General features: G+C 69.2%; 12 protein-coding genes and 3 pseudogenes. 6 read left to right on the top strand and 9 right to left on the bottom strand.

Annotated features, from left to right (window positions below; all coding sequences use genetic code 11):
- Positions 1–216 precede the first annotated feature (216 nt).
- Both IF17_RS1000000140190 and IF17_RS1000000140185 read left to right on the top strand, forming a co-directional pair.
- Positions 217–372: pseudogene (locus IF17_RS1000000140190) on the top strand (DUF885 family protein); the annotation flags it as partial.
- A gap of 106 nt (positions 373–478) precedes the next feature.
- A complete protein-coding gene (locus IF17_RS1000000140185) occupies positions 479–757 on the top strand; it encodes a DUF885 family protein (protein ID WP_256859287.1) in 279 nt (92 codons plus the stop codon).
- 605 nt (positions 758–1,362) lie between these two features.
- Here IF17_RS1000000140185 and IF17_RS0134905 read toward each other — a convergent pair.
- A complete protein-coding gene (locus tag IF17_RS0134905) occupies positions 1,363–1,818 on the bottom strand; it encodes a winged helix-turn-helix transcriptional regulator (RefSeq protein ID WP_030575063.1) in 456 nt (151 codons plus the stop codon).
- A gap of 90 nt (positions 1,819–1,908) precedes the next feature.
- Here IF17_RS0134905 and IF17_RS0134900 point away from each other — a divergent pair, with 90 nt between their 5' ends.
- Entirely contained in the window at positions 1,909–3,156 is a 1,248-nt protein-coding gene (locus IF17_RS0134900) for an MFS transporter (RefSeq protein WP_051884209.1), read from the top strand.
- A 700-nt stretch (positions 3,157–3,856) separates the two neighbouring features.
- Here IF17_RS0134900 and IF17_RS1000000139555 read toward each other — a convergent pair.
- The 3 genes and pseudogenes from IF17_RS1000000139555 to IF17_RS1000000139130 all read right to left on the bottom strand — a co-directional run.
- Positions 3,857–4,086: pseudogene (locus tag IF17_RS1000000139555) on the bottom strand (transposase); the annotation flags it as partial.
- Between the two features lie 69 nt (positions 4,087–4,155).
- Positions 4,156–4,761 carry a hypothetical protein gene (locus tag IF17_RS0134890; protein WP_030575058.1) on the bottom strand — a complete coding sequence of 202 codons (606 nt, stop codon included), beginning with the start codon at positions 4,759–4,761 and terminating at the stop codon, positions 4,156–4,158.
- Positions 4,762–5,125: 364 nt separating this feature from the next.
- Complete coding sequence (locus IF17_RS1000000139130; protein ID WP_143660173.1) at positions 5,126–5,476, bottom strand: lipoprotein; 351 nt, start codon at positions 5,474–5,476, stop codon at positions 5,126–5,128.
- 518 nt (positions 5,477–5,994) lie between these two features.
- Between IF17_RS1000000139130 and IF17_RS1000000139550 the strand changes: the two genes are divergently transcribed.
- Positions 5,995–6,171, top strand: a complete 177-nt coding sequence (locus IF17_RS1000000139550; protein ID WP_244890579.1) for a hypothetical protein — start codon at positions 5,995–5,997, stop codon at positions 6,169–6,171.
- Positions 6,172–6,659: 488 nt separating this feature from the next.
- Here the strand turns inward: IF17_RS1000000139550 and IF17_RS0134875 are convergent, their stop codons facing one another.
- Both IF17_RS0134875 and IF17_RS0134865 read right to left on the bottom strand, forming a co-directional pair.
- Entirely contained in the window at positions 6,660–6,968 is a 309-nt protein-coding gene (locus IF17_RS0134875) for a glycosyltransferase (protein ID WP_237666994.1), read from the bottom strand.
- A 665-nt stretch (positions 6,969–7,633) separates the two neighbouring features.
- Positions 7,634–8,149: an HNH endonuclease family protein gene (locus IF17_RS0134865; protein WP_417159503.1), complete on the bottom strand. Its 516-nt coding sequence runs from the start codon at positions 8,147–8,149 to the stop codon at positions 7,634–7,636.
- A gap of 169 nt (positions 8,150–8,318) precedes the next feature.
- On the opposite strand from IF17_RS0134865, the pseudogene IF17_RS0134860 reads away from it, so the two are divergent.
- Positions 8,319–8,531: pseudogene (locus IF17_RS0134860) on the top strand (hypothetical protein); the annotation flags it as partial.
- Between the two features lie 207 nt (positions 8,532–8,738).
- A complete protein-coding gene (locus IF17_RS0134855; RefSeq protein ID WP_030575045.1) occupies positions 8,739–8,996 on the top strand; it encodes a hypothetical protein in 258 nt (85 codons plus the stop codon).
- A gap of 102 nt (positions 8,997–9,098) precedes the next feature.
- Here IF17_RS0134855 and IF17_RS0134850 read toward each other — a convergent pair whose 3' ends face one another.
- From IF17_RS0134850 to IF17_RS0134840, 3 genes are all read right to left on the bottom strand, one after another.
- Complete coding sequence (locus tag IF17_RS0134850; RefSeq protein ID WP_030575044.1) at positions 9,099–10,145, bottom strand: Rieske 2Fe-2S domain-containing protein; 1,047 nt, start codon at positions 10,143–10,145, stop codon at positions 9,099–9,101.
- A 723-nt stretch (positions 10,146–10,868) separates the two neighbouring features.
- Positions 10,869–12,014, bottom strand: coding sequence for a serine hydrolase domain-containing protein (locus IF17_RS0134845; RefSeq protein WP_030575042.1), 1,146 nt, complete (start codon positions 12,012–12,014; stop codon positions 10,869–10,871).
- A 73-nt stretch (positions 12,015–12,087) separates the two neighbouring features.
- Positions 12,088–14,349 (bottom strand): MMPL family transporter, encoded by a 2,262-nt coding sequence (locus IF17_RS0134840; protein ID WP_030575040.1) that lies wholly within the window; start codon positions 14,347–14,349, stop codon positions 12,088–12,090.
- Between the last annotated feature and the right edge of the window lie 90 nt (positions 14,350–14,439).

Here is a 14,439-nt window from a genome sequence, read left to right as displayed (position 1 = left end):
GCTGTCGGCCGCCCGGTGGCTGCCGGGCGGACACATACGCGGAGCACGCTCAACCAGGACCTGACAGCCGCTCGAAGAGGAGACTGGCGCCCGGCGAGTACCTGTCGCGCCCCGGCACGATCTGGTGGACGCGGACCGACCCGGACGCGCTGATTCCGACGTGGACAGTACCGGGCACGATGTTCCACCAAGGGGGTTCCGGGCCATCACCTCCAACTGGGCACGACGGCGCTGAACACCACCACCCTCAACCGGTTCCAGCGGCTGGCGTGCGAACTGCACCCGGGGCATTGCGAAGGGTGGGGTCTGTACGCCGAGCGGCTGGTGGACAAGCTGGGGTACTTCGTCGACCCCGCGCACCGTCTGGGCATACCGGCCACCGGTCAGCTGCTGCGCGCCGCGCAGATCGTCCCGGACGTCGGCCTGCCCTTGAGGCTCCCCCATCCCCGCGGGCGCCGGCTTCCACGAGAGGGAGCCGGTGGACTACCGAACTGGACCGCGCATTCCTCGCCGAGCACTGCGGACTCTGTCCAGCGGGTTCGTCGACTTCGAGATCGACCGGTACCTGGGGAGCCCTGGACAGGCCATCTCTTACAAGCTGGGGGAGAAGGTGTGGCTGGAGCCGAGGGACGCGGCCCGCCGCCGCGACGGCGCTGGCTTCGACCTGAAGCGGTTCCACCGGCGGGCCCTGGACCTGGGACCGATGGGCTTGGACCTGCTGCGCGCCGAGCTCACCCGCGCGGACCGGGTCGGCTGATCACGGAGACCCCAGACAGGACGAACACGAGCGGAGCACATCACATGGCGAGGAGGCGAGCGAGCGGATGATCACGGCATTGGGGCGCTCCGACCTGACCCCGGACACGTGGGAGCTGGTCCGGAACGACCTGCGGGAACGCCTGAAGGGGATGCCGGCGGACGCGACCGGACTCGTACGCGCCGGCGCGGGACTGCCCCTGGAGTTCGGGCGGCTGGTGCGTGAAGCGGGGCAGCGCCTGGTGGCGCTCCTCCCGCAGCGGGCGGGTGTCCTCGCAGGAGCCCGCCCAGGAGTGGGAGGCGCACCGGGAGCTGGTGGCGTTGGCCGAGGGTTACAGATGTGGCCTTTCGATCAGCTGGACCGGAACGCCTGTGTGGCCGTGGACGAGCAACTTGTCAGCGGCTGCGGCAGGGTGCTGGCGGTCTGGGGCGGCTCTGCGTCCTGCGTCCGGGGCGCCACCGCTCACATGGTGGCGTACGCCCGTGCCCACGGCATCCCGGGGGACGTCGTCTGGCCCGCGGGGGCGGCCCGCGTGAACGGTCCGACCGTGCGGCTGCGGCTCAGCGCGCGCGGACAGAGGCGCTGGCGGTCGTTCCGGGCGCGCCTCACCTGCTTTTGCCGGTCTTCCGCACGTTCGTGGAATCGGCCGTGAGGGGGGCGCCGTCGGCCCCGGTCGCTGTGAGGTCCGGAACGCGGACGCCCTGCTCGTCGACCAGGGTGGAGTGAGGCTCGCCGGGATCGAAGGCGTGGCGCTCCCCCCACTGGCGCAGGGTGAGGAGCACGGGGAAGAGGTCGCGGCCCCTGTCGGTGAGCACGTACTCCAAACGGCGGCCCGTGGGCGCGGTCTGCTGGGTGAGGAGCCCGTGGGCACTGAGCTTCCGGAGCCGGTCGCTGAGGATGTTGCGGGCGATGCCGGTGCGGCGCTGGAACTCGGTGAAGGAGCGGGCCCCGTCCATCGCGTCCCGGACGACCAGAAGGCTCCAGCGATCGCCGACAAGGTCGAGCGTGCGGGCGACGGGGCAGTCGGGATCGGTCCAGGCGACGTTCGAGGGGTGCGGCACGACACCTCCTGGATGAGTTGCAGATTGAGACCATTATGCCCTAACCTCAAATGAGTTGCATTATGCTACTTAATTTTGGGTCGGAGAGTGATGGACGTCTGGCGACGGGTGCTACTGGCGGTCGTGTGCGGTGTCGCGGTGGCGAGCGTCTACGCCGCGCAACCCGTGCTCGTGCCGATGGGGGACAGCCTCGGCGTCTCGGCGGGGCAGTTGGGGTGGATCGTCTCGATCGGCCAGTTCGGCTACCTGATCGGCCTGGTGCTGCTGGTCCCGCTCGGCGACGTGATCGTCAACAGGCGTCGGCTCATTGCGGTGCACCTCGCGATCACCGCCATCGGTCTGCTCCTGACCTCCGCGGCCTCGACCGCGTGGATGGCCTTCGCAGGACTCGCTCTGGCCGGGATGTTCGCGGTCGTGGTGCAAACCACGGTGGCCTACGCGGCGTCGGTCTCGCCGCCTGCCGAGCGTGGGCGGAACATCGGGATCGTGACGTCCGGCGTGGTGATCGGCATCCTCGGCGCGCGGATCGTCACAGGCCTGCTCGCCGAGCAGTGGGGCTGGCGGAGCATCTACGTGCTGCTCGGCGTGCTGACGCTCGGGCTCGCCGTCCTCGTCCCGCACGCCCTCCCTCCGGAAGAGCATTCCCGGCGGCCCGCGGGATACGGGCAGGCCCTCACCGCGCTCTGCGCGCTGTTCGGGGAGTGGGTCTTCCTGACGCGCGGCCTCATCGCGTTCTTCCTGTTCGCGTCCTTCGGAACGCTGTGGAGCGGGCTGTCGCTGCCGATGACGGACGCGCCGTGGCATTTCAGCGAGAGTCAGATCGGCATGTTCGGCGTCGCCGGACTCGCCGGCGCGCTCGGCGCCGCACGCGCGGGACGCTCGGCGGACGCTGGGCGGGCAGTGCCGATGGCGGGCGTCGCACTCGCCCTGCTCATCGTCTCCTGGGCCGCGATCGCCCAGCTGTCCTGGTCGCTGTGGCTGCTCATCGTCGGCGTCGTGCTGCTCGACTTCGCGGTCCAGGTCGTCCACGTGAGCAACCAGCACACACTCACCAGCGCGTACACGGAGCGCACCAGCGGCGTCATCGGCGCCTACATGGTCTTCTACTCCCTCGGCTCCGCCCTCGGCGCGGCCACCACCACCTCCGTCTTCACCTCCCACGGATGGGCCGGATCCAGCGTCCTGGGAGCCGGATTCGCGCTCTGCGCCCTGATCACCTGGGCGGTCGGTAGGGGCCGTTCCTCCAACGGCACCAAGCCTGTGCCCGGTGCCGGGGCCCGCAGCTGGGAGAAGGCGATGCAGGAGGCGGAGACCGCTCGGACTCAGCCAGTCAGGTGAACAAGACCGCACCACGCGGTCGAACAAGACCGCGTGAAGCGGTTCCTGACCACACCTCATGACACACGCACTCGACTCGGACGCAGATGGAGGCGTCCCCAATCACGGCGAACGCCTCGACACCGCCCCCGCCTTGCACGATACTCCGCGTCCTGCACCACCTCTCCCGCCAGAGCGCCCCCGCCCCTCCTCCGCCACCGTCACCAGCCTGATGACCTACATGCCCACCGCCACCGCCGTCGGTTACCCCCGCGAACCAGACATGGAACTCCCCCTCCCCGGGAACCGAATGCGCGCGCACCATCCGCAATGGTGCGTTCGAGGAACTCGATGACAGAGACGGGTGGTGCGGCCAAAGGCTGTCCCGTGACTCCGAAGACCACTTGCGGGTGTCCGGTTCAACCTGCTTGACCGGGATCCTATGGAGGCCGCGAGTCGGCCCAGAACCGGACAAGGTGATCCTGCGGCGGCGTCCCGCTGACCTCTGCGTCGAGTTACGGGACAGCCCTTAGGTTCGAAGTGCTCGACCCGCGAATCGAATTCCCAGCTACTCGGCACTCTCCGTAAAAGATTCGTCTATTTCCACCGTGCGTACGCCGTCGTCGAGGAAAATGCCCAAGCCCTTGACTGCGGGCCGCCGCACCAGCGGATCAGGGTCCCTCACCCAGCGAACGAAGGCCTCGGCGCGCCCGCCCCCGAGCAGCTGCTGCCAGACACCGGCCTCGTTCCAGTCCCGCAACCTCCGCCAGCACGTCATACCCGACCCGACCCGAAGCCCAACTCCTGCGGCAGATACTCCCACTGGATGCCGCTGTGCGGCACAAAGAGGTTGCCCCACAGCACCTGCCGCTCCGGCAGCGACTTCCGCCCAGCGTGCCGAAACCGGCGTTCCTTGCGGAGGTGGTCGCTGCCGGCGGGGCGGGTGGGCTCGGCAGTGGCGCGCCTGGTTCCGGTCGCGCGGCTGTCGAGCTGTGGTCAGCTCTCGGGGAAGCTTCCGGGTCAGTGGAGCTTGTTGACGGCGGTCTTCGTCGTGGTGCGGAAGGTGGTCAGCGGGGCGTCCTCGAGGTCGCCGATCTGGCCCCAGCGGACGAGGGTGACGGTGCGGCCGTCGCGGCCGACGGAGAACAGGTGGATGTCGGAGATGCCGATCTGCGGGTCGGCGGTGTCCAGGCTGTAGACCCAGGCGCCCTCCTCGACGGCGAGCTTGCCGTGGGAGGCGCTGACGGCTTGCAGGCCCGGGTTCTGCTGCTCCAGCAGGGGGCCGCAGCCGGCGAGGGCCCCGCGGAGGATGTCGACCAGCTTCACGGCGTCGGCCTCGGTACGGGCGACGGTGGTCACCTGGACGCCGTTGGTGTCGAGCTCGGTGCTGAACTCGCGGTAGCGGGTGTTCTGCGCCGGGATCTTGTACGGGGCACAGAGGACACCGCCGTTCTCCGGGACGCCGGTGAAGACCTGCGTGGCGGTCCACGGCGTCGACGACGACGGCATCTGGGAGGCGGCGAGGAAGGCGGGCTGTGCAGCGGCCTGCGCCGGGGCCGTGGCGAGGGCCGCGAGGCCCAGTGCGGCAGCAGCTGCGGCGGCGAGTGCGGTGCGGAGCTTGTTCATGGTGATGGATCCCCCGTCGGGTCGCTCTTCGGTCAGTGCTCCACCAGCGTGCAGCCGGCGCCCGCCGGCTGCAACGATCACGCGCCCACCAGCCGTCCCGGAACCATCCCACCCCCGCTGACGTGCAAGGACGTGAAGGGGTGGGACGCAGGGGCGAGGGGGATGGAATGCCGAGACTGGCGAATCGACGCCGGGCCGGCCGCAGATCCGGGTCACGATGCAAGGGCTGCGTTACCCGCACGGGAAGCTCGGTGGAGTCACGGCGCTGCGCATCGATCAGCAGCGGCTGCCCGAGGCCGGGTAGCCGACACCGCTGAAGCTCCCGATTACGCGGCGGTGGTCGGGAACTTCGTGGTGCGGGAGGTCAGCTGCCGGTTCGCTTCCAGGTGTCGGTTTCGTTGTCCGGTTCAGTGACGCTCTCGGCGGTCTTGCCGTCGCCGATGACCGTAAAGGTCATGACCACTTCGGTGAGGGGGCAGTCAAGTTCTATGCGGTACTCGCTGCCCTGTCTTTCTGTGGTGCCGTTGCAGCGGAATCCACCGGCTTTGACGTCGGTCTTCCCGTCGCTGTGGATCTTGATAATTTCCGTTTCATCCGGTTCATCAGGGTCCTGAAGTTCCCACGTCCCGGCGACTCCCCCAATTCCACTATCGCTGTTGGAGGAGCATCCGGTGAGGGCGAGCAGCGCTACGCATACGAGAACAGGGCGACGCACGGCGATCCTTAAGGTCAAAGTCAAGTCTCAGGGTCGGCAGTCTGCCGAAGCGCGCCTCCTCCTGGTAGCCAAGTTTCGGCCCCTCTGACGCCCGCTACGGAGCGGGTACGGGGTCCTCTGCGGCGATCCGGCCGTCCAGTTGGCGGCGACAGCAGCCGCTTCATCGCCCTCGTCTCCTTGACCAACGGCCTCCAGCCCGGCCAGATGATCGCCGTCGCAGCACGCCCCGGGCATGGACAAGTGCACCCTCGCCATGGACATCACCCGCTCCTGCGCCGTCATGCACCACATCCCCGCCGCCTTCATCTCCCTGGAGGTGGGAGGCTTCTGCCTCTGCCTGAAACGGACAGCTACACGCGGCTCTGGCCGGTCTCAAGGACAGTTCCTCCCGCCGCCGGCCTCGAGCACCGCGGCCGGGTGGTTGTCGGCTTACGTTCTCGCGGCAACAACACGGCGCGGAGGACTGCAGTGACGAGCTCCGCGACTTCTTCCAGAACGATCGGTAGAGTCTTCCGCACTTGTCGAGCTATGGAGCGCCATCGACGGCCTGGCTGTCATCTCACCAGCGACGTGCCACCACCGTCGTACGTCGCGACGGCCGTGAGCCACTCGGGCCGGGCAGTGCGATCGGCATGATGATGACCGAGCGCGGCATGGCCGCCCCGGCCGTGGGCGGCAGGGTCCTCGCCGACTAGGACACCATCCTGGTGGCGGTCGTGCCCGAGCTCGCCGGGCGGGTTCAGACCGTGGCTTTTGACGCGGAGATCAGCCACCTGGTTTCCCCCGTCTGCCGCTGATACATGCGGGGGATCCGTCCGGACAGCGAGGGCACAATCCGCCGCGAACAGATCAGGGCCTATGTCTTCGCCGCCCCACCCATACCTGCGCTAGCTCGGAGGGCACCGGCCCACTCCTGCTGCGCCTTGCCTGGCACTCTGGCTCACCTTCGCTCGAGCGAAGGTGAGCCGCGGACGTCCGCGCGCCGCGGCAGCCCTTGCCGGTGCTCTCCGCTCAAGAGGGGATGATCGGGGGCGAGGCAAAGGGGCGTCCGCTGTTTCTCGCCCCCCGGGGGGGATGTGCCCGAACGACGTTCCGACCGGACGCATGGCGTTCGCTGGAGCGCCTCGTTGTGGAGGGGGGGCCTGAGGTGTGAACGGGCCCGGCCTGGAGTAGTGCGGGAGCGTCAGATCTGCACGACGGCTTGGTCGCGTATCCAGCCTCGGCCGTCGGCTGCCGCGTCGGTGGTGACGAGAACGTAACCGTACTCGTTGTAGGCGGCGCCTTCGCAGGTCGAGGCGCCGACTATGTCACCGGCGTGCTTGGTCTTGACGACCACGCTGTTGGGGTTCGGGTTCTCGTACACGCCTGCGGTCGGCCACAGGACTTTGTACTGGCATCCCAGCTGCGCGGAAGCGCTGGCTGCGGGGCCGACGGTGAGGATACCGGCGCAGCTGAGCGTGGCGGCCAGAGCGATGGTTCTGAGGCGGGTCATGCGCATGGTGGTGATGTCCTTCAGCCGGCAATGTGTTAGCGCACAGACTTGCAGGACGGCTGCGGTGCTGTCGCTCGCCTCCGTACGTCTTCACCGGTTGTGCACCGGTGGCGTGGGTTTGCTGCTGCCCGAAGGTCCGGCCGTGTTCGGGTTGTTTAGTGTGCTCGCCGAGTTCGCCCTCGACGTAGGCCGGGGATGCAAGAGGGACAGGAAGGGTGACCAGGGGGAGTGCATGGTGGCCGATACGTGCGGCCTCGCTGTGGGACCGCGGCGGTATTGGCCGAAGAACGGGAAGTGGGAGACGAGGCGTTGCCGCTGCTGACCTGTTTGAGCGGCGCCTGGACTTCGGTAGCGCAGGCCACACCCACACGGCCGTGCTGGCCTGGCAGGTGTGGACGGGCGAGCCGCCCGCCGATGACAGCGAGCCGTGGGAAGCGCGGGACGAGGCTGAGATTTACGCCTTGACCGGTGTGCTATCGGTGGAGGCCGCGGCGGGGGATGCCCGTCTCGACCTGGGCTTCGCGGACCGACGGTGGAAAGTGTGGGTCTCGTGTGCGGGGCGGGCGGATGTCGCCCGCCGGGCCCCCGTTGAGGTCCCCGAGGGGGTGGAGCGTTACTTGGCGCAACTCTGGCCCGCCGCCGCGTAGATCCCCACCGCCCGTCGGCTACGGCGCAGCCTCGTACGCGACGACGGAGTCCTCGCACGGGGCGGCGAGTTCGAGGAGCGCGGCCCGCTCGGCGTCGTCCGCGCTCAGGCCCCAGTGTGGCTTGGTTGCGGCCCAGTCTTCGAGGTAGATGCAGCGGGCGGATCCGGCGGGCGGCACCCACGCAGTCGGGTCCTTGTCGGCCTTGGTCCTGTTGGTTTTCGCGGTGACCGCGGCCAGGGACCGCTCGGACCCGAGGTCCTTGGCGTAGGCCTCTCGGCGCTCGGGCATCCAGGTGTGGGCGCCGCTGTTCCAGGCCTCGGCCAGGGGGACCATGTGGTTGATGTCGAGCTTCCTGGCGTCGGTGACCTCGACCTCGTCTAAGTACGAGAGCCAGCTCCAACACTTGGAAGGACCACCGGGACGGGGAGTTGGAAGGCGTCGTGGAACCGCTCCGAGGCGACCAGCACGTGGCGGGGTTAAAGGCCGAAGGCGCCGCCCTTGATGAGGATGAGCAGGCCGATGGGTACCGTGCACTGGGCGCCGGGCGGAATCACGCTGGGTGTCTCGGACCGCCGAGGCGGTCACCGCGCCGGAGCAGGGGGCCAGGTGCTCGCTGACCGGGGCCTGCCCCTGCCCTCTTGGACGCTGTGGTTCAGGGGCGGGGCGGATCTACGTGCCTGCGGGCCAGAACTGTGCCAAGTAATACGGGGGCTACACCAAGCAGCCGGTGAAGCTCCAGTTCAAGAAGAAGGGCGACAGCACCTACACGACCCTCAAGACCGTTACGACGGACAGCAAGGGCAACCTGAGGGCGACGACGAAGGCCACGGCGGACGGCTGCTTCCGCTACTCCTTCACAGGCACGCCCACCACCCCGGCGGTCGCTTCCGCGGCAGACTACGTCGACGTGACGTAACCCTTAGGAGGGTTATCTGTCCTCCAACAAGCGCAGAAGGCCCAGGGGAGGCCCTCTGTGGAGGCTCCGTCTGCCTGCGGAAGCGGCAGCCGCGGTTCCGTCCAGCCGACCCGAGCTCCAGGAAAGCTCCCGAGGGCAGGCGTTGCTCGTCGGCCCGTTCGGTGGAGCGCGACGTGACCTGCCGGGGTGTGGACGCGTTCACCGGCCATGCGAAAGATCATCACCTGCGGCCTGCTGGCCACCGCGGCTCTCTGTTCCGCCACGCCCGCCCTCGCCGACAACGACAGCAACTTCGGCAGCGGCGTCAACGCGGCGAACAACTGGAACTTCACCGCCGCCGACGTATGCATTCAGGAACTCGCCGTGGTTCCCGCTCTGAACGACTGGAGCGGGAACCACGAGAACAACTGCTCCAACGGCAACGACGTCGACCACGCCGGCAGCATGGTGGCCCCCGGCCACTGACCAGCACCACCACCCTGTGTGCCGTTCGCCCATGCGCGGCACGCGGGCGCGGGCGTGTCCTGCTGCCTTCTCCGTACTACCGGGTGTCGTGGTGAAGGTGTTCTATCGGGGGCCGTCGGCCGGCTGCGGGTAGAACCGCTGCGCCCAGCGGCGGAACGGACCGATGGGTCCGTCCCCGGGGGCCAGTCGGGGCGGCTGCTGGTACTGCTTGGTGTGCCAGATCGGGAAGTCCGCGGCGGTGAACTCGCAGCTGGACCTGAAGACGGCGCGGTTCAGAAGGCGGCCCGCGGTACGGCTGACCGCTCGAGCGAGCGGCTTCGGCAGCCTGCCGGGCTCGGCAAAGGCGATGCGGTTCAACTGCCTGAACTGCATTCGGTTGGGTGCGATCGGGGTCGGCATCACCATCGTGCACATTCGAAGCCCGAAGCGCGGCGTATGGACGTCAGCGTGCAGGCAGCCCAGTCCATAGCCGTCCACCTCCACATCGACGGTGAAGTCGCCGATCAGCGGGGCGGTTTCGTGGGCTCGCATGGACACGTGGAAGGTGGCGCCGTCGTAGAGGACGGGTCCACCGATCTCCGCCCTGGCCCAGCCGTGCAGGGTGGCGAAGTGCCCCAGGTCGACGGAGTTCTCGATGACCTCCTGAACGTTTCCGGCCATCTCCCAGGCAGCCGTGCGCGCGGGACGGCTACCGATCTCGTGCCAGAGGGGGATCTCCCAGTCCGGCTCCCGGCCGTCGTAGTGCCTCCAGACGAAGACCGCGCCGTTGGCCTCGTGCACAGGCAGCCGGGTGAGGGTGGAGCGCGGCGGCGGTGTGCCGTACCCGGTGCGCACACAGGCGCCGTCGGGGCCGAAGGCGAAGGCGTGGAACGGGCAGACGAGATCGTCGCCGTCGACCTTCGCCAGGCCCAGGTGGGCCCCGAGGTGCGGGCAGTAGGGCCGTACGGCGCGTAGGGAACCTGAGCCGAGCCTGTAGAGCACGACGTCGCTCCCCGCCAACGGCCGAGTCAGCACGCTGCCGGGCCGTAACTCATCGGAGAAGGCTAGGGCCGCCCAGCCGCTCGGATACGGCAGAGCCGTCGCCCCCGCGGCATCAGCAGGTGTCGGACCCTCCGTGATGGCGCGCCCGTACTCGCGTGCAGTTCCCACGTTGTTCCCTCCCACGGCCGGTCGCCCAAAGAATGCCCATACCGTTCCAGGGATCCACTCGTCGCGCTGCGAGTCAGCCGAACGGGGCGGGGTGGGTAGATCGGTTGACGACCAGGGGAGAGCAACTCGATCAGGGCACGCCGTAGCCCGTACAGCACGACGACCCGGCCACCGATCCTGGTCAGGTCATCGTGCTGGGTGAGTAGGTGAAAGGCCGACACCGTCGGAAAGCGCGGAGTCTCTCGGGAGCCGACAGTGGGTGGGAGGGGTTCAGTCCAGGGAGGCGATCAGGTCGTTGCGCACCTGCTCGCACCGGCGGCAGGCCTCGGCGCACACGCGGCGGTGGTCGTGCGTGTCAGCGTGCCGCCTCTGGCCGGATAGAGGTCTAGACCTATTGCAACCGGGTATACGCAGAACCGGGCCCCGGGGCGACCCCCCTGATGCAGTCCTGCCAGGCCTCCCCACCGCCGGCAGGACGCCCGCCCCGGGGCCTCCCCGCCCATCGCCCGCTCCGCGGGAGTGGGCGAAAGTCCACCTTCCCCTTCCGGCGTCTGGCAGCGGGACGAGACCTGGGTCTACATCGTCACCCAGGTCCAAGCTGACGCAGAGGGGCTGACCACCTGGGACGTGAACGGTGGCTCAGCCGTCTGCCGGGTATACCTGCACCCGCCAAGGCTGTGAGATGGGGATCTCCAGAAGGAGCCGATCCCGCAGCGGCCGCTGTCAGCGGCACATCGCCGTGTCCACGGCGGCAGCCGCCCGCGTACCGGTCCTACCGTTCGGAAGGGTGGTGAGCGTGACGTTCACCGCCCGACCATCCCGGGTGACGCCGCCGTACGTGCTGAAGCCGGGGAGGGAACCGCCGTGGCCCCAGTATCGGCCACCGCAACTCAGCGAGATGCTCTGGACGCCCAAACCGTAACGGGTGCCGGGGGCAACTCCCTCGGCGTCGACGGGGACCGTCGCGCGCATCTCGCCGAGCTGAGCCGGGGCGAGGAGACGGCCAGAGAAGAGCGCCCGGTAGAAGCGGTTGAGGTCGCTGTTGGTGGAGATCATGCCGCCCGCCGCCCACCCCCACGAGGGGTCCAACCGAGTGTAGTCGCGCCAGGGGCCGCCGGCGGCGAGCCGGTGGTAGCCGCGTGGATGCCTGCCTCGTATGGTCGTGTCGCCGGGGTCTGGGAGGTAGGTGTGCCTCAGGCCGACGCTGTCGGTGATCCGGCTTTTGATCTCCTCGCCCAGCGGGCGTCCGGTGACCTTCTGTACGAGCAGCCCTGCGACGATGTAGTTGGTGTTGCTGTAGGACCACCTGGCCCCCGGCGCGAAGTCGGCCGGGTGGTCGAGGGCGCGGTCGACGAGTTCCCTGGGTTCGTAGTAGCGGCGCGGATTGGTGAGTACCGCGTGCTGGTCCAGGTATTCGGGGAGTCCGCTGGTGTGCTGGAGGAGTTGGCGGATCGTGATGGTCCGGCCGTCGATGCCGTCGCCGCGCAGGAGGCCCGGAAGATGCGTTTCCACTGGCTCGTCGAGGGCGACCTCACCCTCGCCGACTAGTTGGAGCACGACCGTCGCTGTGAACGCCTTGGTGTTGCTGCCGATGCGTACGGAGCCGTCGCTGGGCACGGCGGAGCCGGTCGCCAGGTTGCCGGTGCCCGAGGTGTAGTGCCGCGCCCTGCCTCCGGCCTTCACGACGTGGGCGAGGGCACCTGGCACGGCGCTGTCGCGGACCAGCGCGTCCAATTGCCGCTGCACGGGGTCAGGGGTGCGGGCCGGGGTCGCCGCGGCGGCCCCGGGGGCGGTGGCGAGACTCGCGGTGACGGCGGCGAGCGCGGTCAGAGTGGCCACGCGGAACGCGGCCCGGGTGGATATGGACATGGATGGCTCCCTCGGTTGGGGTCGGGCCTGGAGCGTTCGTGTGCACAGGCCGGGGGGTTGGGGAAGGAGGCGGTCAGCGTGCGGGCGGGACGGCGAGGGGACGCGGGTGGTGGTCCGTCGCGGCGTCCTTGGGTGCGGTGGCTTTCGGGTGCTCGCCGTGGCCGGTATGCCTGCGCGGGCGTACCGGCCACCAGATTCCGCGGCCGAGAAGCGCAGCCGCGGCCGGGACGAACACGACCGACACAACGAACGCCGAGAGCAGGATGCCGAGCCCCGTCGCGAAGCCGATCTGCTGGGTTGATGGGTTTGAGCCGACGGCGAGGCTGCCGAAGGACGCTGCAAGGACGATGCCTGCGGTGGCGATGGCCGGAGCGGTGTGCCGTACGGCGCGGGCGACGGCGTCGCGGGTCCTGCGCGGACCCTGCATCTCCTCGCGGATGCGGTCGCTGATCAGGATGTTGTAGTCGGTACCGATCGCGACGACGAAGAGGAACAGCACGAGCGGCAGGACGAAATTGACGCCGGGCTTGTCGAGGGCGTGCTGGAAGACGAGGGTCGACGCACCGAGCGTGGCGGCGAAGCACAGTCCCACGGAGAGCAGCAGGACGACGGGGGCGAGCACGCTGCGCAGCAGCACGAGCAGGATCAGTGCGATCAGGCCCGCGGCCACGGGGAAGACAGTCCTCAGGTCCTCGTCGACCGCGGTGGAGAGGTCCGCGAATATGGCCGCAGTGCCGCCGACATGGGCTTCGAGGCCCTTCGGGGTGTGGGCCGCGACGGTGTCGCGGACCGGACCCGAGACCAGGTCGCGGGCCGCCTGCGTCTGGGACTCGGAGGTCAGGTAGAGGTCGATGCGGGCGGCGTCGCCCCGCTCGTTGAGTGTGGGGGTGCTCACCTTGCCGACGCCTTCGATTCGGGCCAGTTCATCGGAGAGCGCGCCCAGGGACCGGGGGGTGACTCTGTTGCCCTCGGAGGCGGTGATGTAGACGGTGGCTGGGTCGGACACGCCGGCCGGGAGGGCGCGGGCGATCTCTGAGGCGGTGGCGGCGGCCCGGGTCTCGTGAGGGGTTCCGCCTTGGCCGAAGTCCATGCGGATGCCGGTCATGCCCGCCGCGAGCGCGCCCAGCAGGGCGGTACCGGCGAGGAGCGCGGCCAGCGGCCTGCGGGACACGAAGTCTCCGGCGCGCCCGGCGAGTCCGGGGCGTGGCGTGCGTTCCAGGGTGCGGGAGGGCCAGAACATGCGGCGGCCCGTGGCCGCGAGGAGGGCGGGCATCAGGGTGAGGCTGGCGAGGAGCATGACGAGTACGGCCACGGCGACGGCGGGACCGAGCACCTGGAACCCGCCGTAGGTGGCGATGCCCAGGGTGGCGAAGGCGGCCACGATGGTGAGGGCGGCGGAGGTGATGGCAGTGCCGACGCGGGCCCCGACCTCGGCGGCGACGGCGCGCGGGGGCGCCTCTGGGCGTTCCCGCAGGAGTTCGCGGAAGCGGAAGAGCAGGAACAGGAAGTAGTCGACGCCGATGCCGATGAGGACGACGCTGATCATGCTGGGCGTCGATGTGTCGAGATCGGTGCCGGTGAGCAGGGCGCCACCGACGATTACACCGGTCGCCGCGCCGCCCACGATGACGACCGCGAGCAGCGGGATGAGCGCGGCGCACACACTGCGGAACACCAGCACGTTCACCAGGACGATCAGGCCCAGCATCAGCATGCCGACGATGCGCTGGGTGGGCTCCTCGGCGTCGCGGGTGTCGACCTGGTCGGCGAGGCCACCGGTGAACCCGGTTCGCAGGCGCGCCTCGGCGAAGGCATCTTCGCTGTGCTCACGGAACGCCCGGAACAGGTTGTGCATGCCTGGGTCGACGGTGTTTCCCTCCAGCCGCACCGACAGCAGCGTGAACGTGCGGTCCGGAGCGGTCATGCCCACGCCGACCTCGGGTGTCTGCGAGTAGTCCCTAACCAGCAACGGAATCTGGTCGTCGCTCGTGCTTGGGGTGTCCTGCGGGTCCGGCATCGTCACGCGGCGGCTGCCCAGCTCCTTCGCCACGGACACGATGTTCTTCCGGTCGGCGCTGGTCAGGGGCCCGCGGTCCGGTCTGCCGACCAGGACGGTGAACGTGCCGGCGTCGGAGGTCACGCCGAACCTTTCGTCGGCGGTCCGCAGGGCGGCGGCCGAGTCGTAGTCCTTCGGCAGGAAGTCGCCTGTCTGCGCCTGCATCGCGCGGGGCATCAACGCTCCGGCGACTACGGCGAGAAAGATGCCGATCACCGACCACAAGGCGATGACCTTCCAGGGATGGCGGGTCGAGAACCCGGTCAGGGCGCGGATCACAGCGTGCCTCCGGTAGAGAGGTGGTGAGGGTTTGCGCCGGGGGGCCCGGCCTGCCTCTAGGACATCAGCGAGAACGTGCCGGATCGTCCG

The organism is Streptomyces cyaneofuscatus, assembly GCF_000718135.1.
In the GTDB taxonomy this organism is placed as follows: Bacteria; Actinomycetota; Actinomycetes; order Streptomycetales; family Streptomycetaceae; genus Streptomyces; species Streptomyces cyaneofuscatus.
This window is presented reverse-complemented; position numbering and strand designations above follow the sequence as displayed.

Bases quoted from the DNA above. Each gene is read 5' to 3' on its own strand.
- IF17_RS0134845 (WP_030575042.1), bottom strand. From the start codon at position 12,014: ATGTCCATATCCACCCGGGCCGCGTTCCGCGTGGCCACTCTGACCGCG.
- IF17_RS0134855 (WP_030575045.1), top strand. From the start codon at position 8,739: ATGCGAAAGATCATCACCTGCGGCCTGCTGGCCACCGCGGCTCTCTGT.
- IF17_RS0134890 (WP_030575058.1), bottom strand. From the start codon at position 4,761: ATGAACAAGCTCCGCACCGCACTCGCCGCCGCAGCTGCTGCCGCACTG.
- IF17_RS0134900 (WP_051884209.1), top strand. From the start codon at position 1,909: ATGGACGTCTGGCGACGGGTGCTACTGGCGGTCGTGTGCGGTGTCGCG.
- IF17_RS0134875 (WP_237666994.1), bottom strand. From the start codon at position 6,968: ATGACCCGCCTCAGAACCATCGCTCTGGCCGCCACGCTCAGCTGCGCC.